This window comes from Vreelandella sp. H-I2 (genome assembly GCF_052959335.1).
The window spans coordinates 455,904-475,695 of sequence record NZ_JBRAMC010000004.1; the positions used below are offsets into that span (position 1 = coordinate 455,904).

14 protein-coding genes are annotated in these 19,792 nt (G+C 55.8%); 3 read left to right on the forward strand and 11 right to left on the reverse strand.

Going from position 1 to position 19,792, the window contains the following annotated elements; translation table 11 throughout:
* Positions 1-47: 47 nt before the first annotated feature.
* From etfB to ACUVOF_RS12835, 11 genes are all read right to left on the reverse strand, one after another.
* Complete coding sequence (gene etfB / locus ACUVOF_RS12785) at positions 48-872, reverse strand: electron transfer flavoprotein subunit beta (protein ID WP_447044720.1); 825 nt, start codon at positions 870-872, stop codon at positions 48-50.
* Complete coding sequence (gene etfA / locus ACUVOF_RS12790) at positions 862-2,142, reverse strand: electron transfer flavoprotein subunit alpha (protein WP_447044721.1); 1,281 nt, start codon at positions 2,140-2,142, stop codon at positions 862-864. Before etfA ends, etfB begins: the two co-directional genes overlap by 11 nt.
* The gene (locus ACUVOF_RS12795; RefSeq protein ID WP_447044722.1) at positions 2,139-4,142 is read right to left on the reverse strand and encodes a (Fe-S)-binding protein; all 2,004 of its coding nucleotides are present in this window, start codon (positions 4,140-4,142) and stop codon (positions 2,139-2,141) included. The genes etfA and ACUVOF_RS12795 overlap by 4 nt, the downstream gene beginning before the upstream one ends.
* Positions 4,143-4,225: 83 nt before the next feature.
* Positions 4,226-6,298, reverse strand: a complete 2,073-nt coding sequence (dgcA, locus tag ACUVOF_RS12800; protein WP_447044723.1) for a dimethylglycine demethylation protein DgcA — start codon at positions 6,296-6,298, stop codon at positions 4,226-4,228.
* A gap of 23 nt (positions 6,299-6,321) precedes the next feature.
* Complete coding sequence (locus tag ACUVOF_RS12805) at positions 6,322-6,867, reverse strand: DUF5943 domain-containing protein (protein ID WP_447044724.1); 546 nt, start codon at positions 6,865-6,867, stop codon at positions 6,322-6,324.
* A gap of 179 nt (positions 6,868-7,046) precedes the next feature.
* Entirely contained in the window at positions 7,047-8,024 is a 978-nt protein-coding gene (locus ACUVOF_RS12810) for a dipeptidase (protein ID WP_447044725.1), read from the reverse strand.
* A gap of 248 nt (positions 8,025-8,272) precedes the next feature.
* Positions 8,273-9,418: a choline metabolism transcriptional regulator GbdR gene (gbdR, locus tag ACUVOF_RS12815; RefSeq protein ID WP_447044726.1), complete on the reverse strand. Its 1,146-nt coding sequence runs from the start codon at positions 9,416-9,418 to the stop codon at positions 8,273-8,275.
* A 445-nt stretch (positions 9,419-9,863) separates the two neighbouring features.
* A complete protein-coding gene (locus ACUVOF_RS12820; RefSeq protein ID WP_447044727.1) occupies positions 9,864-11,330 on the reverse strand; it encodes an Nramp family divalent metal transporter in 1,467 nt (488 codons plus the stop codon).
* Between the two features lie 151 nt (positions 11,331-11,481).
* Entirely contained in the window at positions 11,482-12,591 is a 1,110-nt protein-coding gene (locus ACUVOF_RS12825; protein ID WP_447044728.1) for a patatin-like phospholipase family protein, read from the reverse strand.
* A 54-nt stretch (positions 12,592-12,645) separates the two neighbouring features.
* On the reverse strand, positions 12,646-13,473 hold the full coding sequence (locus tag ACUVOF_RS12830) for a PRC-barrel domain-containing protein (protein ID WP_447044729.1): 828 nt from the start codon (positions 13,471-13,473) through the stop codon (positions 12,646-12,648).
* A gap of 126 nt (positions 13,474-13,599) precedes the next feature.
* Positions 13,600-14,337: a PRC-barrel domain-containing protein gene (locus ACUVOF_RS12835; RefSeq protein ID WP_447044730.1), complete on the reverse strand. Its 738-nt coding sequence runs from the start codon at positions 14,335-14,337 to the stop codon at positions 13,600-13,602.
* A gap of 459 nt (positions 14,338-14,796) precedes the next feature.
* Between ACUVOF_RS12835 and ACUVOF_RS12840 the strand changes: the two genes are divergently transcribed.
* The 3 genes from ACUVOF_RS12840 to ACUVOF_RS12850 are packed head-to-tail and all read left to right on the forward strand — an operon-like array spanning position 14,797 to position 19,638.
* Complete coding sequence (locus ACUVOF_RS12840; protein ID WP_447044731.1) at positions 14,797-18,681, forward strand: AsmA family protein; 3,885 nt, start codon at positions 14,797-14,799, stop codon at positions 18,679-18,681.
* Positions 18,678-18,998, forward strand: a complete 321-nt coding sequence (locus tag ACUVOF_RS12845) for a BON domain-containing protein (RefSeq protein ID WP_447044732.1) — start codon at positions 18,678-18,680, stop codon at positions 18,996-18,998. Before ACUVOF_RS12840 ends, ACUVOF_RS12845 begins: the two co-directional genes overlap by 4 nt.
* 55 nt (positions 18,999-19,053) lie before the next feature.
* Positions 19,054-19,638, forward strand: a complete 585-nt coding sequence (locus ACUVOF_RS12850; protein ID WP_447044733.1) for an exopolysaccharide biosynthesis protein — start codon at positions 19,054-19,056, stop codon at positions 19,636-19,638.
* Positions 19,639-19,792: the final 154 nt, after the last annotated feature.

Here is a 19,792-nt window from a genome sequence, read left to right on the forward strand (position 1 = left end):
TGGATGGCGGGCTGGAAAGGAAGTTAAACGTAAGCAATGAATAGAGACTAGCGCAACACATCCTCCTCCTTAAGCAGCTTATAGATCACCTCGGCGCCCTGCTCGGGAGTCATATCGGTGAACACTTGTCCGCCCTTGCCCTCGGCCTTGGAAGCTGCTGCCTTGAAGCGATCCCTGGCCGAAGCGGCTTTAACGATTTTCAGACGCTTAGGCCGCTTACGTGCAGGGGCCAGATGCCACTGGGCCAGCTCGCTGTCGGCTTCAGGGGTAGTCGGTGTGACCGCAAAGGTGGCCCGACGCGCCGGACCGAAGGCGCTCTGACGCGCCGCCGGCGCCGCTTCATCCACGCTGATGATGGCGGGCAGGCGCACCTTGAGACGGCGACGCTGCCCCCGTGGCAGCGCCTGAAGCAGCGTCACCACGCCATTCTCCACCTTCTCTACCGACGCCAAACTATTAACCAATGGCCAGCCGAGATGTTCTGCCAACGCATAGGGCAAAAGCCCCGAACCTTCACCGCGCTCTGCCCGTGCTCCGGTGATCACCAGTTGCGGTGAGGTTGCGGCTAAATGTTCCACCAGGGCCAGAATAGCATCGCTGCCCTCAGGCTGCTCCAGCAGGGTCATAGACTCCAGCCCCATTCCTAGGTAGCCACGCAGGGCCGCCTCTCCATCATCACTTTGGGGGCCAGCGTGAAGGACGTTAATCCGGGTGCACGGCAGTTCGGCTTCCATGGCCAGGGCAAGCTCCAGGCCCCGGGCATCCTGCTCTGCGCGCCTCGCACGGCCGGTGGTAGGGTGACGGCCGATGGAGACCAGCACCGCCACGTCGATTCCCTGTTGTTGTTGCTTCTGGTGTAGATCAGGCTGCATCGCGCTGCCCTCCCCGCTGCTGTTCCACCATGGTCACTAATGCGGCCAGAATTTGCGTGCTGTCGCCAATCACCGCCAGGTCGGCGCGCTTGATGATGTCGCACCCCGGATCGAGATTGATCGCCACTACCTTGTCGCAGCGCTGAATGCCCTGGAGGTGCTGAATAGCGCCTGAAATACCCACCGCCATATACACTCGTGCGGTCACCCAGGTGCCGGTCGCGCCCACCTGACGGTCACGGGCCATAAAGCCGTCATCCACCGCGACACGGGACGCCCCTTCGGTGGCGCCGAGCACTTTGGCGGCGTGGTGGAAGGCATCCCACTCTTTCACGCCGTTGCCGCCGGAGAGGATGAACTCTGCCTCAGCCAGCGCTACGCCAGCGGGATCCACGGCCACCTGCCCCAGGTCTTCTATACGCGATAGGGTGGTGGGGATTGTTGCCGCCAGACTCAGGTGCTCGGCCGCATGAAGCGTCTCGTCCACCGGCTCGGCGCACTCGGCCAGCGCCAGCGCAACCCGCGGCAGAGGGCGTTGAATATCCAGACTTCCGGCAGCGCCACGGGCAGTACAGCGCCAACCCAAAGCGGCCACATTATCAGCTTCCACATGCCACACCCCCGTGGCAGCGCGTTCGCCCAAGCGCAAGGAAAGACGCCGCCCCAGATCGGCGCCCCCCAGCGGGGAGTCCGGCAGCAGCCAGAAGCGCGGCGTCATCTCCCGCTCGACGGCGCTTAAAGCCGCCAGGCGCGTCTCAGGCGCAAACCCCGCGTAAAACTCATCGTCCAGATGCACGACCCGGTCAATGCCGGCCTCGCCCAGCGCCTCTTCCTTATGCTCACCAAACAGGATCGCCACCACGGCACCAGGCTGTTTGGCGTCGGCATCCGCCAGGCGCCGGGCCAAGCCCAGCAGATCCTTGTCATGTCCAGAGAGTCGCCCGCCGGTCAGGTCGGGCACCACAGCCACCAGGAAGGCGGGTTGATCTATGGTCACCGTGCGGCGGCTATCGCGGGCCGCCGTCGTTGTCGCGGTGGACTGCCCTCCTTGCTGGAGGCCACTACGGTCAATCCGTTTGACGCCATTGGGGCCGATAAAGCCGATGGCACGAGGGTTCTTGCGCACCACGCTGTTGGGGCCCATCCATTCGCTAACCGCTCCGCCACCCGTGTTTCCACCAAGGGCGGCGATCACGCTGGCGTACTCGGGATGCAGACGGTTCCGGGCGATCCACTCGCGACGCGGGTCGCGGCGAAGTATCTCACTCATACGATCACCTCCTCAGCAGTCTTCGTTGCAGCAGGCCGACGGGATCCGCCAGACGCATCACCCGCGGGACGCTCTACCAGGGCATCGGCCACTAGCTCAGCAATATCACGCACCTCGGCGCTGGCATCCACCACCCCTTCCAACATGGCGGTGCACTGCGGGCAGCCCACCGCGACGAGCTCGGTGCCGCTTTCCTTGACGTCATTCATGCGCATGTCGGGAATCCGCTGCTTGCCGGGAATATCGGTAATCGGTGCCCCGCCACCGCCGCCGCAGCAGCGCGAGCGGTAACCGGAGCGTTCCATCTCCTTGACCTCAATGCCCAGCGCCTTGAGCACGTTGCGCGGTGCCTCGTACTCGCCGTTATAGCGTCCCAGATAACAGGGGTCGTGATAAGTGACGCTGCCCCCCTTCCAAGGCGCGAACGCCAGTCGACCGGCCTCATACAGCTTGGCAATGAAGGTGCTGTGGTGACGTACCTTATAATGTCCCCCTAGCTCACCGTACTCATTGCCCAGCACATGAAAACTGTGAGGGTCGCAGGTCACGATCTGCAGAAAACGGTACTTGGACAGAGTGGCAATATTGCGCTTCGCCAGGGATTGGAACGTCGCCTCATCACCCAGACGCCGGGCCACATCGCCGCTATCGCGCTCTTCATTACCCAACACGGCGAAGTCTACCTCGGCGGCTTTCAACACCTTGACCAGTGCGCGCAAGGTGCGCTGGTTGCGCATATCAAAGGCGCCATCCCCCAGCCACAGCAGCACGTCGACCTGCTTGAGGTCAGCCATGAGCGGCAGATTGAGATCCGCCGCCCAGTGAAGCCGTGAGCCAGGATCGAAACCGCCGGGATTGTCGGTAGCGATCAAGTTATCGAGCACCTCGGCCCCTTTGTTGGGCGTCTTACCACGCTCTAGCGTCAGGTGGCGGCGCATATCGACAATCGCATCCACGTGCTCGATCATCATCGGGCACTCTTCCACGCAGGCGCGGCAGGTCGTACACGACCATAGGGTATCGGCGTCAACCAACGCCTTTCCTTCCAGCGCCACGATAGGCCCGTGGGGTGTACCCGCGTGCTCGCCCACCGGCTTGCCCGGGTAGGGGGAGCCGGCATAGGCGGCATCGCTGCCTCCCGCCATGCCCACGACCATGTCCTGGATCAGCTTCTTGGGGTTGAGCGGCTGACCGGCGGCAAATGCCGGGCAAACCGCTTCGCAGCGACCGCACTGCACGCAGGCATCGAAGCCCAGCAGCTGGTTCCAGGTAAAATCGGCAGGCTTTTCCACGCCCAGAGGCGCCGCTTCATCCTCAAGGTTTAGCGCCTTGAGACCCGTTGAGCGGCCAGCGCCCCCTTTTTTCGTGGAGAAGCGCTCGGCGCGACGATGGAAGGCAAGATGCAAGGCACCTGCGAAGGCGTGCTTCATGGGCCCGCCCCATGTCATGCCAAAAAACATTTCACCCAGGCCCCAGGCCACGACGCCCGCTAACACCAGCGCCAGCAACCAACTGCCGCTTCCTTCAAGCAATCCTTCGGGCAGCAGGCCCACCGTGGGCAGCGTGATCAGGAAGACACCCAGCGAGAACGCCATCAGGCTCTTGGGCAGGCGCATCCAGGGGCCTTTGGAGAGCCGAGCAGGAGGGTTAAGCCGCCGCCGCGCCACGAAGAGGCTGCCGACGAACATGGAGGCGCTAGCCAGTAGCAGTAACCCGCCTAGCAGTGGGTTGGCGATCCCCAGACCGTGCACCAGGATCATCAGCACGGCGGCCGCCACGAAGCCGCCGGCGGTGGCCACGTGGGTGTTGGAGATCATTTTGTCACGCCCCACTACATGGTGCAGATCTACCAAATAGCGGCGCGGCATAGCCGCAAGCCCCTGTAGCAAGTTAACTCGCGAGGGGCGCCCCTGGCGCCACAGGCGTATCCGGCGTACAGCGCCGATTACTGCCAGGGCCAGGGCAGTAAAAATCAGTATCGGCAAGAGCGTTTCGAGCATGGTGCTCACCTCATCTTTGGTGCCATTAGCTTCGGCGGCGGGGCTGCTCTGGCGCCCCGCTTTATTGTTGGCTTTCGCCTAAGTCAAAAGTCCTTGCAGATTCGCAAGGCATCGTAGATGGCCGCGTGGGTATTGCGCGGTGCCGTGCAGTCGCCCAGGCGGAACAGCAGGAAGCCGTCCCCTTCTTCGCTCAGGCTGGGCTGAGGCTGGATAGCGTAGAGCGCCTCCAGGTCGACCTGCCCTTTGTTGCGGGACTGCTCCTTTAGGGCGTAGTAGAGCGCCTCATCGGGCCGTACGCCGTTCTCCACCACCACCTGATCCACCACACGCTCTTCCAAAGCACCGGTGTACTCGTTTTCGAGCACCGCCACCAGACCGTCGCCCTCGCGGTAAACCTTATGCAGCATTAGGTCGGAGGACATGATCACCTCCTTCTCGTAGAGGCTGCGGTAGTAGGTGGGGAAGGTGGTGCCGCCCACCGCTGCACCGGGCTTGATATCGTCGGTGACGATCTCCACTTTGGCGCCCTTGTCGGCCAGAAAATCCGCCGCCGAAACGCCGGAGAATTCGCAGATGGCGTCATAGATCAGCACGTTCTTGCCGGGCGCTACCTTGCCGGAGAGGATGTCCCAGGTGCTGACCACCAGGCTCTCTTCGGGATTCTCCGAGTAGCCCCACTCGGGGTGCTGGCTCAGGAAAGGCTGACCGCCGGTGGCCAGGACAACGATATCTGGACGCAGGTCGAGCAGCGTCGCCTCATCGGCGCGGGTACCCAGCCGCTGGTCGACTTTAAGACGCGCCAACTCCAGTTGGTACCAGCGGGTGATACCGGCGATCTGGTCACGCTGGGGTGCCTGGGCGGCAATCGTGATCTGTCCACCCAAGGCGTCAGCGGCCTCAAGCAGGGTGACATCGTGACCGCGCTCAGCGGCGACACGGGCTGCTTCCATGCCGCCGGGGCCACCGCCCACCACAACGACCTTGCGCTTGGCGCCCTCGGTCTTCTCGATGATATGCGGCAGACCCATGTATTCCCGCGACGTGGCAGCATTCTGGATGCACAGTACGTCCAGGCCCTGATATTGACGGTCAATGCAGTAATTGGCCCCGACGCATTGTTTAATCTGGTCGATCTGGCCCATCTTGATCTTGGCGATCAGGTGCGGGTCGGCAATATGTGCCCGGGTCATGCCCACTAAGTCGACGTAGCCCCCTTCGAGGATACGCTGGGCCTGGTTGGGATCCTTGATGTTCTGAGCGTGGATCACCGGCACGTTCACCACTTCCTTGATCCCCGCCGCCAGGTGCAGGAAAGGCTCTGGCGGGTAGGACATATTAGGAATGACGTTGGCCAAGGTGTTATGGGTGTCGCAACCGGAGCCGATGACGCCGAAGAAGTCGACTTGGCCGGTGGCATCGTAGTAGGCGGCGATCTGCTTCATGTCATCGTGGGAGAGGCCATCCGGATGGAACTCGTCGCCGCAGATCCGCATGCCGACGCAGAAGTCGTCACCCACTTCGGCGCGCACCGCCTTGAGCACTTCCATACCGAAGCGCATGCGATTTTCGAAGCTGCCGCCCCACTCGTCGGTACGCTTGTTAACCCTTGGGCTCCAGAACTGGTCGATCAGGTGCTGGTGCACGGCAGAAAGCTCAACGCCGTCTAGCCCGCCCTCTTTCGCTCGGCGCGCGGCCTGGGCGAAGTCACCAATGATGCGCCAGATCTCCTCTTCCTCAATGGTCTTACAGGTAGAGCGGTGCACCGGCTCACGGATACCGGAGGGTGAAACCAGAGTAGACCAGTCAAAACCGTCCCAGCGGGAGCGGCGCCCCATATGGGTAATCTGGATCATGATCTTGCCGCCATGCTTATGCACAGCGTCTGCCAAATTTTGAAAATGCGGAATAATGCGATCAGTAGAAAGGTTTACCGAGCTCCACCAGCCCTGTGGGCTATCAATGGACACCACCGATGAGCCGCCGCAAATACATAGGCCACAACCACCTTTGGCCTTTTCCTCGTAGTACCTGACGTAACGCTCAGTGGTCATACCGCCGTCGGTGGCATGCACCTCGGCGTGGGCAGTACTGACCACACGGTTGCGGATAGTCAACTTGCCGATCTCGATCGGCTCGAAGATTGCGTCGAATGCCATGTTGTTCTCTCCTCGTACCCGGGTTAACGGGCGGCGTCGGTCAGCGGTTTCACGACGAAGATACCCACATCGCAGCCGGACTCTGCAGCACTCTGCGTCTGCTCGGCGGCGGTACGCAGTGAACTGCCACGTGCCGCGAGGATCTGGTCCATGGCGCCGGCGAACCAGCCGGTGAACATGTACTCCACCTTACGCCCCACCTTGCCCATCTGGTAAACGAAGGCGCTGTGCTCAAGCCGTACCTGGGCGGTTCCCGACTCGAGGTCAATCTGCTCAGTGATAAAGAGACCCCACCCACGCTGGGAGAGACGCAGCATATAGTGCTCAAAGACGGCTTCCCCGCTAATGTCATGTAGTTCGGCCTCTTTTTCGCACCAGTGCCAGGCGCTATTGTAACCAGCGTGGTAGAGGATCTCGGCGTACTTCTCGGCACCCAGCGCCTCTTCTACGGCCACATGGTTGTTGATAAAGAAGTGCCGTGGCACGTAAAGCATAGGCAGAGCGTCTGATGTCCAGATGCCGGTTTCGCTATCCACTTCGATGGGCAGTGCGGGGGCCAGTTTGGTCACGGTTGTATTCCTCGAATCGTTGTTATGTCAGGTTATCGACGGGGCTACCCCGGGAGCATGCCTACGAGGAGGCGCTATGAATCCATCCTTGGACGCTACCGACGCCATCCCTGGCGTCGGACCTCCTCTACGGCATGCTCCCGGCGCCCCTCACTTCGGAGGCAGCCGCCTGCGCTTAGTCAGGCGCCCCAGACGTCCTTGAGCACGCGCACCCAGTTCTCACCCATGATCTTGCGCACCTGAGGCTCACTCATCCCCCGCTTTAGAAGCGCTTCGGTAAGATTGGGGAACTCACCAATAGTGCGGATTCCTTTGGGATTGATGATCTTGCCAAAATCGGTCAAACGACGGGCGTAGCCCTTGTCATGGGTCAGCCACTCGAAGAACTCCTGATCGTGCCCCTGGGTGAAATCGGTACCGATGCCGATAGCATCCTCACCGACGATATTCATGACGTACTCAATCGCCTCGCAGTAGTCTTCGATGGTCGAGTCGATACCCTTTTTGAGGAACGGCGCAAACATGGTGACACCCACGAAACCGCCGTGGTCGGCAATGAACTTCAGCTCTTGATCGGATTTATTACGCGGGTGCTCTTTGAGACCGGAGGGGAGGCAGTGTGAGTAGCAGACCGGCTTCTGGGACTCGAGAATGACTTCTTCGGAAGTCTTGGCACCGACGTGAGAGAGGTCGCACATCATGCCGACGCGGTTCATCTCGGCCACGATTTCGCGGCCAAAGCCAGAGAGGCCGCCGTCGCGCTCGTAGCAGCCGGTACCTACCAGATTCTGAGTGTTGTAGCACATCTGCACGATGCCCACGCCCAGCTGTTTGAAGATCTCGACATAGCCGATCTGGTCCTCAAATGCGTGGGCGTTCTGGAAGCCGTAGATGATGCCGGTCTTACCTTCCTCTTTAGCGCGCGTGATATCTGCGGTAGTGCGGACAGGGCGCACCAGATCGCTACACTCCGCCATTAGCTGGTTAGAAGAGACAATGTTATCGACCGTAGCCTGAAACCCTTCCCACACTGAGACTGTGCAGTTGGCAGCGGTAAGACCGCCACGACGCATGTCCTCAAGCAGCTCACGATTCCATTTGGCGATGATCAAACCATCAATGACGATGGCGTCATTGTGCAGTTCAGAGGGGGTCATAGCTAAGCTCCAACATTGATTAATGTAGCGAGCATAGCGCTGACGTTGGGTTTAGCTGCTATTGGAAACGACGGCGGAAATTCCAAAAGCGTCATGGTGTCGTGAACACGACAACTACTCATGCTCCTGCAAACATGTACCTGCAAACATGGCAGCGGAGTAATATTAAAATAGTGAGTAGTGTTCATAAAAAAACGTGCTCCCCGAAGGCGGGTAGCACGTTTCAAATATTGGTTATTCAGAGGGTGTCAGTACAATAGCGGTACGCTGGCAAAAGTAGGCTCGCCCTGGGCATAGGCAAGCGCCTGCTGGGCACTCGAAAGAGGTTCGCTTTTGTAAGGCTCGCCTCCCCATCGTTTGATTAACGATGGCGACTTCGTTTGGTTATTTCCTTGGCGGTCATGCACACCCAAGCGTTCATTTCTCGGCGGCACACCAAAATATTCACGATAACACTTAGAAAAATGGGGCGTAGACACAAAACCGCAAACAGAAGCAATTTCGATAATCGACAGAGGCGTTTGCTTGAGCAACTGACGGGCGCGCACTAAACGCAGTTTGAGGTAATAGCGAGACGGTGAACAAAGCAAATAACGCTGGAACAACCGCTCTAACTGGCGCCGTGAAACATCCACATAGCTTGCCAGCTCATCGAGTTCGATTGGCTCCTCAAGGTTGGACTCCATCAACGCCACAATCTCTAACAACTTAGGCTGAGTGGTGCCCAGCACGTGTTTAAGAGGAACCCGCTGCTGATCCTGCTCGTTACGTACGCGCTCATAGATAAACATCTCAGAGATGCCTGCCGAAAGCTCACGCCCATGGTCGTGAGCAATCAGATTGAGCATCATATCGAGTGGCGCAGTACCGCCAGAGGCGGTGAATCGATCACGATCAATAGAGAAAAGGTGCGGCGTCAGAATAACGTTGGGGAAAGCTTCCTGCATGGAGGCCAGACACTCCCAGTGAACACTGGTTTGATAGTGATCGAGCAGACCCGCCTGCCCTAGTGCCCAACTGCCCGTACACACCGAACCTAATCGTTTTAGCTGGCGTGACTGCGACTGAAGCCAACGTATGTGTTCACGAGTAACACTGTGTTGCGGGCCTACTCCGCCACAAACCACCACCCACTCAAGCGATAGTGGGGTTTGCATAGAGGCATCAGGTGTTACCTGCAGTCCATCACTGGCGCGTACAGGGAGGCCATCCTGTGTCAGGGTATACCAGCGATATAGCTCACGGCCGGCCAACTGATTAGCCATCCGCAAAGGGTCTATTGCCGACGCCAGAGAAATCAGTGTGAAATTATCTAACAGTAGAAAGCCAAGGGTTTGCGGTTCGCCCGCACGGGTGGTATTTGCTGTCGGGTCTTTTGCTTGATTTGATGTCATGGTCTTACCCTCCGTCACCTTTTAATCATCATTTTTTTTCTTATTAGTATATAGGCGTCGCTGGCGTATTTTAGTTTCCCCTTACTGGCGTGAATACTCACTCGTGCAGGGGGGCATTGCTCTTTGGTCGTATATTGGCATGAACAGGGCGGATAGCGACAAAACTATTGCACGAATTTGGCGGTCAGTCGCAAATGCAACACTAGAGGTCGCTCCCAAAGCCGTTGGCAGGTTGCGAAACGCTGTAAACCTTAGGGTCACACCGGAGCAATGAGTACAAAACGTCCTCTATTAACAAAATCGAGGCATGGGGGAGTTCATGCTATCGAGTAGGGCCATAGACCGGGCGGCATTATTTACCTCGTCGATGCTTACCTGAGAAGGCCACAAGTAACTCCAGCCTTGCGGCCTGGAGTTACAGGTACCATGGAACGAGTTGGCAAGACTAGCCACCAAACATCCCAAACATGTTCAACAAGTAGAGAATGGCGAAGCCGAAATAGAAGAGCCCGGCAAGCCCCATGATCACCGTCGCGGCAATCCCTGGACGCAGGCTGGAGGGAAGCCGTGACCTATTCACATAGAGCGCTGTCAGCGCGATAAACGGCGTGTGGGCGGCAGCAATGATGCCCGAAACCGACATTACCTGTACCGGGTCACTGAACAGCATCAGAATGATCACCGGCACCAGCCCGGTCACCGTAATAATGTAGATACGCTTAAGCCAGCGACGCTCGAACAGCGGCCAAGGCAACTTTCGATCTAGGGCATCCAGGCTTTTAAGCAGAGCACCGGCGCCCTGGTCGTTGCGCTGACTTCGAGCGAGTATCAGGGTCATATCAGCGAAACTACGGCCCCAACCGTCTTGATTTGCCAGGATACTGCCACCCAGAGCAATCACAATGGCCGTCAACAACAGATACCTGCCGAACTCGCCCCATACGTCAGAAAAAATGCTAGTCAAATCTACCGCCACTTCCGGCCCCTCGGGCATGATCCCCTCGGGGGCAAGTAGCTCGGCGCCCAGTACCAAAAACGAGAAAATCACTACAAGACCACCCACTACCCCCAGTGCGGCAGTTTTCGTCATCACCCGTATCCAACCTCGCGCGTTAGCAAGGCGGGTGTCCATCGCTTCGCTCTCCGTACCCTGAAGCTCTTTGCGCGATGCTTCCGGCACTTCATCGTCGGGTTCACGCCCCTGCAAACCACCGCCAAAACCACGGGTGGCGGTCCAATATCCGAACCAAACAATGCCCATGGAGCCAGCAAGAATCGTACCCACCCATGGCAGGACCACATAGAGGTCCAGGTTATCCGGCATCCCAGGCATCAAACCTTGGGCGACCTTCTGCGGAGCCGGAAAGACAATGGCCGCCGTGACAATGGCCATGACCATCAGAGCCAACGCCATTAATCGGCTAAAGGACTCGATCAGAGAATAGCGACCTGTGGCGGTGAAAAGCGTAGAAAACACCACCATCCCAATGGCGTAGAGCGTATTAGATCCAGGAAGAAATTCGCCCAACGCACTACCCACTACGGCGGCTAGCCCGGCGATGCCTATCCCCGCGGCAAGCAGCTGAGGTACAAAAATCACCCAAACCGCCCAGTCCCGTGGCCCTCCCAGGCTGTGCATGCCCTCCAGCATGGTGTGCCCGCTGACGATTGAATAGCGCGCCATTTCACGAATCATGACCCACATAAACAGCACGACGACGAGCAGGATCCAGAGCAGCTGGTATTCGTAGGCAGACGCTACGCGTGGGGTAAAGAGTATCGACCCCGTACCTACGGCAGAAAGCATCCAAAGCAGGCCGGGACCATACCATTTAAAACGACCGCGACCTTGAGGGGGTGAAGGCACCTTGTCACGAAAATGCATCTCTAGCTCATGGTTCGTCCTTGCCACGTTACCTCCTTATTTAAGCCAGTAGGGACTAACCAAGGTAGCAGACAATAAGCATTCTTTTGGAACGAGGCACCACTAGGCAGGGTATTCAGCAGCTTAGAGCGACCAGACTTGTAAGCATTGTCCAGCAGAGGGTTAATTTATGATGCTTTTATGCTGATGCCACAGCGTCGCTACCACTGAAAGCGTGGACGTTAAACTCACCGGGAGCAGCGCGCTGAGAACCCAGCGTCTCCAGGGCATGGCTCATATCTGACCGGCCAGCTTCCCACCGCTCAGCTAGGGAGGGGCGCGAGAAATCGAAGGCTCGCATCTCGGTATCGTGCGGCACACCAGCGTGGCTAAGCATGAGCAGCGTGATCGCTTTCTCGGCTTTTGCTCCCTCCGCCAGGGCGGATGCCAAGCCGGGGTCTCCGCGTTGCTGTTCCGGCACTTGGCTACCTAGTAGCCGCAGTTGGCTGCGCAATTCATGGCGTTGACGAAAGTTCTGCAATGCTCTCCAACTCTGGCTCGAAAGGAGCAGTTCCAATTGCCGGTCCATCGACTGCCCAACGGTCCTAAACTCGGGGCCAAGGCGCCGGAATAGGTCTATTGCAATGCATAGCCGTTCGTCCGACGTCGGCTCATCCAAGGCAGCTTCGAGTGGAAGATTCGAGGTCATGCCCCCGTCCACCACTAACCGACCATCGACCCGGGTCGGCGGAAAAAAGGGAATAAATCCACAGCTCGCCAGCAAATGGTCAATCGTGATGGGCGACTTGGCACTGTCAAAACGTATCTCCTCACCGCTATTCGCATCCACGGCGATGATCACCAACCTAATCTCGGCACTGTTCAATCGCTTAAAATCGACCAGCCGTTTTAAGCGTTCACGCAAGGGAGCAAGATCGTAGAGGCCTGTATCCTTGGGCATACCCGGAAACATCGATAGGAAGCCTGGAAACCGTGCGTGATAGAAAGCAGGGCTCCCAAGTAGCAGGCTTTGCAGCGCACGCCTGCGCTTACCGTTCCAGGTTGTTGACCAAGCAGGCCTAAACGCCCAGGCGCCATCTTGGGCAGCAGTATCCCAAAAACTGCGAAGAACACTGATACGTTTCTCAGGTGGGTTACCAGCAATCAGAGCCGCATTGACCGCACCGGCAGAGACAGCGAAAACTTGATCAAGATGAAAACCTCGCTCGAATAGCGTTTCATAAACGCCGCCTTGGTAGGCGCCGAGAGCGCTTCCCCCGGACAAAATGAGTATGTTTTGCTCAGCCATGAGATCTCCTTATCCACCCCGCAACGTCTCCCCTGCCGTAAGGCAAAATCCGATTTATTGATTCAAAACACCATCGTATTTTTCATAGTCAAAAACCGGTAGCTCTTTGGCATCCTCTCTGGAGTAAGGAAGTAGATAGTGAGAGTCGCCAGGGCGCCAGCCTTCGCTATAACCATAAAAGGGATACGCACGAGGACCGCCTTTTCCATTTTCGACATTCGAGGGGTTAATAATAATAGCCTGCATAATACCCTCGCTTGAAAACAGCGCATCGGTAATATACCCAAACCCTTTGCCTCCTTTCAGGCTGGCATAATCATCGATAACGTCAGATATCTTCCAGATTTGCGGGCCTGTCGAAACATCCTCTTCTACCCGGCTAACGCGCTCCAATTCCTGTTTATGGATATAGGCTTCACCAATCGCTACATTAGTAAAAAGATCGTACTCTTCCACATTATCCTGTCGGACTGGGGCCTTGATGCCAGCTTCAAAAAACTCGACTTCATCCCAAGGAATGGCGACATGCCGATCACCGCTGTCCCACATACCACCCACTTCAGCAATAAGCGTGACAATCTGATTCTTCTGATCAAGAACGATATTTTCCATTTCTCCTATTTCATTTTCTTGAGGAGAAAACACTTTTGCTTCTAATAGTAGCTCTGCGCGAAATCCACCCTGTTCGTACAGCGCACTATAATCCCATTCATCAAGGGACCGAAGCTCTTGAGCTTCGCTTAAATTAGTTTGATCAACCTGTGTATTGGCCTGTGCTATGTTATCTGATGCATGCTCGTCTGACGCATGGCTTTGCATAGGTATTAAAGAAGTGATCATGAATATTGTTGTGAGTGGCAATATATTATGGTTCAGTCTCATTTTATTTCCCTCTTTTTAACTCTCCATACTTAAGGCCGGTTTCTTTATAGCATTCTGCGTAGTAGCAGTACATGCGTTAAGAAACCGGCCTCAAAGGTTAGCGATAATCGCTAAAGCACTTAACTATTAGTCGTCTAATAATCCATCATATCTGTCGTAGTCGAAGTCCTCCATTTCGCCTATTTCATCTTCACCGTATTGTAAGTAGTAAGAAGATTGACCTGGATTCCAGCCATATCCATACCCATAAAAGGGGTAACCATAAGGCCCAGTGCCATAACTATTATCAGACTCTACAATGACGGCCTGAACCTCGCCTTCACGGGAGAAGAGGATATTATCGATGTAACCATAGCCAACACCTTCCCCGACCGTTGCATAGTCATTAAGCAAGTCAGTGAGCTTCCAAACCCCCGAACCGGTTTCAAGGTCATCATCTACTTGTTGGGTCCGGCTGAGGTCGTCTTGGGTAATATATTCGCCAGATGCGAAAAGCCCATAATCCTCGGCGTTCTCTTCTGTTACAGGTACCCTAACGCCATCTTCATGTAGCTCAACTTCATCCCAAGGAACCAAGACATGCGTATCGCCAATATCCCATAAACCACCTACCTGGGCGATAATAGCGGCAATCTTATTGTCCTGGGTAACTAACACATTTTCGACGCTACCAATTTCTTCTTCGTTCTCACCAAAGACCTCGGCATCCATTAAATTGTCAGCTCTTATACCGCCCTGTTCATAGACTTCCTCATAATCCCAATCGCTTAAAGGACGTATCTCTTCTTGGGCCTGAGCTTGCAGCGCGGCAGCAGTAGCAGTAAGCGCAAATGTAGTAACACAAACATTCCGTTTGATTGACATTTCGTATCTCCCGTCTGTTGGTGTAACTGCAAGTTAGAAAAGATAGTTTCTCCTGTAAAGGGAGGTATTTTAGCTTATGAAAGCAACTCGACTCGTCTTTAACAACTGATTTACAGCGTAAACACATGAAATAAATGGCTTTCCGAGATAAAGGAGGAATCTACGAAACTCCACTTAACATCATTCCCCTCATTCAAATAACGACTATTTAAAAAATATTAACAATCTATTTTATAACTAATTTACAAGCTATAACAAAGCATAAATAGAAATAAATAGACACTGTTAATCTATATCAATTTAGCTCCTCGGACGACATGTACATCTTAGGTTGAATGGCTATATTATTTTATTAAAGGGCCATTTTTGAAGGGCTATATTTGAAATATACGACAATGGGCCTAGCGCATGCCAAGATAGCAATACACGTACGCATCACGGCGTAAGGTAGTCAACATTATGCAACATAGAGCTTTTCGATTTCTAAGGTGGTGGTTGCTTGTTCCGATCATCATAGTGGCGCTTATCATTGCGGCTGTAGAACTGATGTCGTGGAATTTTTTAAAACCTACTATCACCGAACGAATTGAGGAAGCCACCGGGCGTACGGTGGCTATCCACGGTGATGTAGAGATTAGCTTGTTTCCTCAACCGCAGCTGTCACTTCATGAGTTTGAACTCGATAACCCCGAATGGGCCGCGTCACCACACATGCTTGAAGCACAGCAGATCAGCGTTACGCCATCACTTGGCGATTTGCTGCAAGGGGACATGGTACTAGAGGACATTGCGGTTACCGGTTCGACCCTGAATTTGGAACAGCGCGCCGAGGGATCAAGTAACTGGACGCTTGGTGACGACGAGCAAGCCAACCAACAAACCAACCAACAAACACAAGCCGAGGAAAGTAACGCCTCTCCTGTCGATATCCGTAACCTCTCAGTGTCTGAATCAGAAGTGCGTTACTGGCCCGCTGAAACTCAAACCTCACTCGACATCACCATTTCATCTCTCCAGTTGCAAGCGGATGACGAAGCACTGCATACCCAGGCGACACTCACATTTCAAAAGAAAGAGTTCGAGCTGGAAGCGCAAACGGATCCCATCGCCGCCTTCCTCGATGATGCCCAGGCATTCGAGGGTGATGCGTCTCTCAGCTCGGGAGATAGCCTACTCACAAGCACTTTCGAGCTTCCCCAAGCGCCAGCATTCGATCATTTTAAAGCGAGCATCGAGGTAAGCCTGAATAATCTTGCCGAATGGTCACAATGGCTGGAATTACCTCAGGTCGAGCTGGAAAGCCTTGAGATCGCAGCCCAACTAGAACGCCAAGGCAGTGAATGGCGTTTGCACGAAATCGATACCGCCGTCGCCAACAGCCAGGTAACCGGTGAACTGACAATGGATACCGCTGGTGAAACGCCGAGCCTTGGCGGCCAGTTGAACTCGTCACAACTCGACGTTGCGGCTTTACGTTCAGCCCTGCCCGAATCGGAGGAGCAGTTAGGCCTTTCGGTGCCCGTGTTACCTAATTTACGCGGCGACGTTACTCTGTCTGTAGAGCGTCTTTTGATGGAGGAAGCCCAGCTTCAGAATATTCACACCCAGGTACAGCTGGCAGAACACTCGGTGGCACTTGAGCCCCTTACCTTCGACGTGGCAGACGGTCATGTCGAAGCAGGGATCAACCTAACCAGCAGCCCTGAAAGGTTTTTCGCAGACGCTCAGATTACCCTGCAGAACCTGGAGCTAACAAAACTAAGCAGTGCCTTGCCGGCTGGCGACGTTTTGGACGCCGATTTCGCTCTTGAGCTTCAACCGCTAGAGCAGCGCCAAACATTCGAGCCCGACACCCTGCTAGCCCATCTGCGTATCGTCGATGCTCGTCTGGCTTACCGTAACGCCGAGGCGGGTAGCAACCTTGAGGCGACACTTGAGACTTCTGGTGAGACAGAGCCACCGGAACTAGTGCTAAATGTGGATGGTACCTTTCGTGACAAGCCACTGACGTTGCAGGCCAGGGGGGCGCCATTAACCCGGTTGATCGACCTAGAGCAAGGCACCTTACAGCGGGACTATCCGTTTGAGGCCGAAGCCACTTCAAACAGCGTATTCGCTCAGGCGGACACGACACTGGCTTCACTATTAGACCTGCAGACGTTTGACGCAGAGGTAGTACTCGAGGCGGATAACGCTCAAGCCCTGGAAAACTGGATTGGCCCGGTATTGCCCTCTTTGCCTGACTTTCGACTCGCCGGTCGCTTGCGGCGCGATCACCAGGAATGGATAGCCAGCGGGGTTGAAGGGCAAATCGGTTCGACTGATGTTGCTGGCAGTGTAGAGGTACTCAGCAACGAACGTCCTGTGGTAAACGTCGACCTTGATGCCGGACATATCGACCTTGCTCAGCTGATTTCCGAGACTACCCAGGAAGCCGACGATGAAGCCCAGCGTGATGAGACTCAACCTGGCGATGCCCAGGATGACTCCTTTTTGGCGCCGTTACGCAGCTTCGATGGGCAGCTTAACCTACAGGCGGATGCGCTGGTGCTGCCTAACGGCCTGGCGTTAGGCGAGCTCGCGCTAACAGCAGAACTTGAGGACGGCAGGCTACAAGCGGATCCAATCCAGTTTCGCCTGGGTGAAGGCTCACTTACCGCTAACCTTGCACTGGATGCGACACAACCAACCGCCTCCGGTCGCCTGGACATCAATGTGAACGACCTTTCACTGGCCAGGCTGGGCGATACCTTTAGCCCTATCGAAGACCGGCTGGGCAGAGTATCAGGCGAACTCCACCTGGAAATGCGCGGAACGCTCCCAAGCGATAGACGCGATGATCTGCTGTTACCGTTCATCAGCCAACTTGCGTTCGATCCTTCGGAGCTGCGTTTCAGCGATCCTCAAGCCGGTACCGACCTGACACTGAATATTGAGACCCAAGGTACCGACGCAGCGTCGCAAACGTTTCACATGCGAGGGGAAGGCCGCTACGACGGTGCGCCTGCTTCCTTCAACTTGCAAGGAGATCCCCTACTTAATGCCCGCGACCCGAACCTCTCTTATGCCGTGGATCTCGAAGCGGATATCGTCGATACAAATATTAGTTTAAGGGGCACGCTTCAGCGCCCCCTGGCGCTGGAAGGGTTAAACCTTTCACTCGCTATTGAGGGGCCGAACCCGCAACGCCTGAGCCGCCTGCTAGGCATTGCGCTACCGGAGCTTCCCGCCTACTCGGTATCGGGAGAGCTGGATCTAGAAGGCCAGCGCTGGGTCTTTACCGAGATGCAAGGACGCATCGGTGATAGTGATCTCAATGGCCGCTTAACACTCAATACCAATGTCAGCCCTCTTCACGTGAGTGGCGAGCTTAGCTCCACACATCTCGATATTGCAGACCTGGGTTTCCTTGCCGGGGCCACGCCAGAGGAGATCGACAATAACGACCGTTTCGTATTGCCCGACACCGAGATAATCACCGATGCGTGGCAAGGCGTATCCGCTAATGTAAGCTATCAGGGCGATTCTGTGCGGGCGGGTGACGTGCCGTTGAGCAATGTGGAGATCGATTTTGTTCTTGAAGATGGGCGCGGACAGTTCGACCCCGTCAGTTTCGGCTTCGGCGAAGGAAGTGTTGATCTCACACTCGATTTGGATGCCACCACCAACCCTCCCAGTGGCACGATGCAGGTGGAAGTACAGAGAGTCGATCTCGACGATGCTTTACGCAACTGGGATCTGGCCGATGACAGCGTGGGCATCATCGGGGGGCGCGGCAAACTTTGGGTAGAAGGTTCTTCGATTGCAGCGCTTTTGGCCTCCGCAGATGGCGGCGTGGTCCTGCTGATGACCGGCGGAAGACTCGACGCCTTGCTCGTGGAGATGGCGGGGCTCGATGCCGGCCAGACGTTTCTGAGTTGGGCGCGAGGGCGCGACCCAATCCCCATTGATTGCGCTTACGCTGATCTACAGGTAAGAGACGGTATTACCCAACTGGACACGTTCTTGGTGGACACTGGCGACACCACATTCACCGTGGGTGGCCAAGTAGACTTGAACACGGAACGCCTAGACGTCAGTATCATCGCCCACCCCCACGACCCCAGCCTCTTTGTCGGTCGCTCGCCGCTTCATCTGGGCGGCACCTTCGCTAATATCGAAACGGGCGTACATCGTGAAGAGCTTATAATGCGCGCAGGTGCAAGCGCGGCACTTGGCGCCCTTGCCGGTCCGCTCACGGCTCTTTTGCCGCTAGTAGATGTGGGCGCAGGCCCCGACATGGAACACTGCCAAGGCTTGATCAGTCGATCTCGCGAGGCCATACAAGAGGGAGATGCCGAATGATGTGTCAACGCCACGGGTACAATCGTTGGATAGTAGGCGGCCTGCTCTTAATCACATTGCTGGTCGGCTGTGCCGGCTCGCCGGTTAATGAATCCGCAAGGCTCGAGCAACAAGATTCACTCGAAGCGGTTCAGATCAAAGCCCAACTTCTCGAGGCCCCAGATTTGGCCGGCTCGGCCATTGACGTGGATTTGAATGGCGATCGAGCCATTCTGAATGGTTTTGTTGAAACCTCGCAGCAGCGCGACCGGGCTGAAGCGATCGCCCAAGACCATGATCAGGTGAAAACGGTGGAAAACAACATCACCGTTAAATAAACATCACCGCCAAATAGTAGTGGCTAATTTAACGCTTAGTACGTGGAGATCATGGATGAACCAGCCGTTACGAAACCTTGAACAACTGCTCGAACGAGTGGGTGAATTGACACGACACAACGATCAGGTCTCGATCGGGATGGTCGTTGAGTCAATTGGCAGTCGTTCTTTCGGGCCACTATTAATGCTTATCGGCATCACTCTTTTTTCACCATTGAGTGGCGTGCCAGGCATGTCAATATTTATGGCGTCGTTCGTATTGCTAGTAGCGGTTCAGATGCTGTTTGGCCGGAAGCAATTCTGGCTGCCACATTACATTCTCAACCGCTCGGTTGAGCACGGCAAGCTGCAAAAAGTGCTGGATTGGCTCAACAAACCGGCACGTGGTATAGACCGGGTTCTCAAGCCGCGGCTAACCTTTCTGGTGCGAAATGGTGGTAGCTATGCGATTGCCGCAATCTGTGTCGTCGTCGGTCTATTTATGCCATTCATGGAACTGGTGCCGTTTTCATCCTCGGCTGCTGGGCTGGCATTACTGGCGCTAGGCCTTTCACTCGTTGTGCATGACGGAGTGCTGGTCCTGCTGGCGCTTGTGATCTTCGGTGCAACGTTCACGCTTATTGTTATTAACCTACTGTGAGTTGCTTTTACCCATCTGCATCCCGCCCCATGAACTAGTAGTGCCTGGTCCCAAATTCAATGCCTAACTGAACGGTAGGTTGCCATAGTAATGGCTCCGATCACACCGAACATAACCTGATGGCAATACTGGTAGAGCCTCGCAGCCGTTTACA

What these genes read in the sequence shown, in the direction of transcription:
- ACUVOF_RS12840 (WP_447044731.1), top strand. Translation starts at nt 14,797, where the DNA reads ATGCAACATAGAGCTTTTCGATTTCTAAGGTGGTGGTTGCTTGTTCCG.
- ACUVOF_RS12850 (WP_447044733.1), top strand. Translation starts at nt 19,054, where the DNA reads ATGAACCAGCCGTTACGAAACCTTGAACAACTGCTCGAACGAGTGGGT.
- ACUVOF_RS12795 (WP_447044722.1), bottom strand. Translation starts at nt 4,142, where the DNA reads ATGCTCGAAACGCTCTTGCCGATACTGATTTTTACTGCCCTGGCCCTG.
- ACUVOF_RS12835 (WP_447044730.1), bottom strand. Translation starts at nt 14,337, where the DNA reads ATGTCAATCAAACGGAATGTTTGTGTTACTACATTTGCGCTTACTGCT.
- gbdR (WP_447044726.1), bottom strand. Translation starts at nt 9,418, where the DNA reads ATGACATCAAATCAAGCAAAAGACCCGACAGCAAATACCACCCGTGCG.
- etfA (WP_447044721.1), bottom strand. Translation starts at nt 2,142, where the DNA reads ATGAGTGAGATACTTCGCCGCGACCCGCGTCGCGAGTGGATCGCCCGG.
- ACUVOF_RS12830 (WP_447044729.1), bottom strand. Translation starts at nt 13,473, where the DNA reads ATGAGACTGAACCATAATATATTGCCACTCACAACAATATTCATGATC.
- ACUVOF_RS12825 (WP_447044728.1), bottom strand. Translation starts at nt 12,591, where the DNA reads ATGGCTGAGCAAAACATACTCATTTTGTCCGGGGGAAGCGCTCTCGGC.
- ACUVOF_RS12845 (WP_447044732.1), top strand. Translation starts at nt 18,678, where the DNA reads ATGATGTGTCAACGCCACGGGTACAATCGTTGGATAGTAGGCGGCCTG.
- etfB (WP_447044720.1), bottom strand. Translation starts at nt 872, where the DNA reads ATGCAGCCTGATCTACACCAGAAGCAACAACAACAGGGAATCGACGTG.
- dgcA (WP_447044723.1), bottom strand. Translation starts at nt 6,298, where the DNA reads ATGGCATTCGACGCAATCTTCGAGCCGATCGAGATCGGCAAGTTGACT.
- ACUVOF_RS12810 (WP_447044725.1), bottom strand. Translation starts at nt 8,024, where the DNA reads ATGACCCCCTCTGAACTGCACAATGACGCCATCGTCATTGATGGTTTG.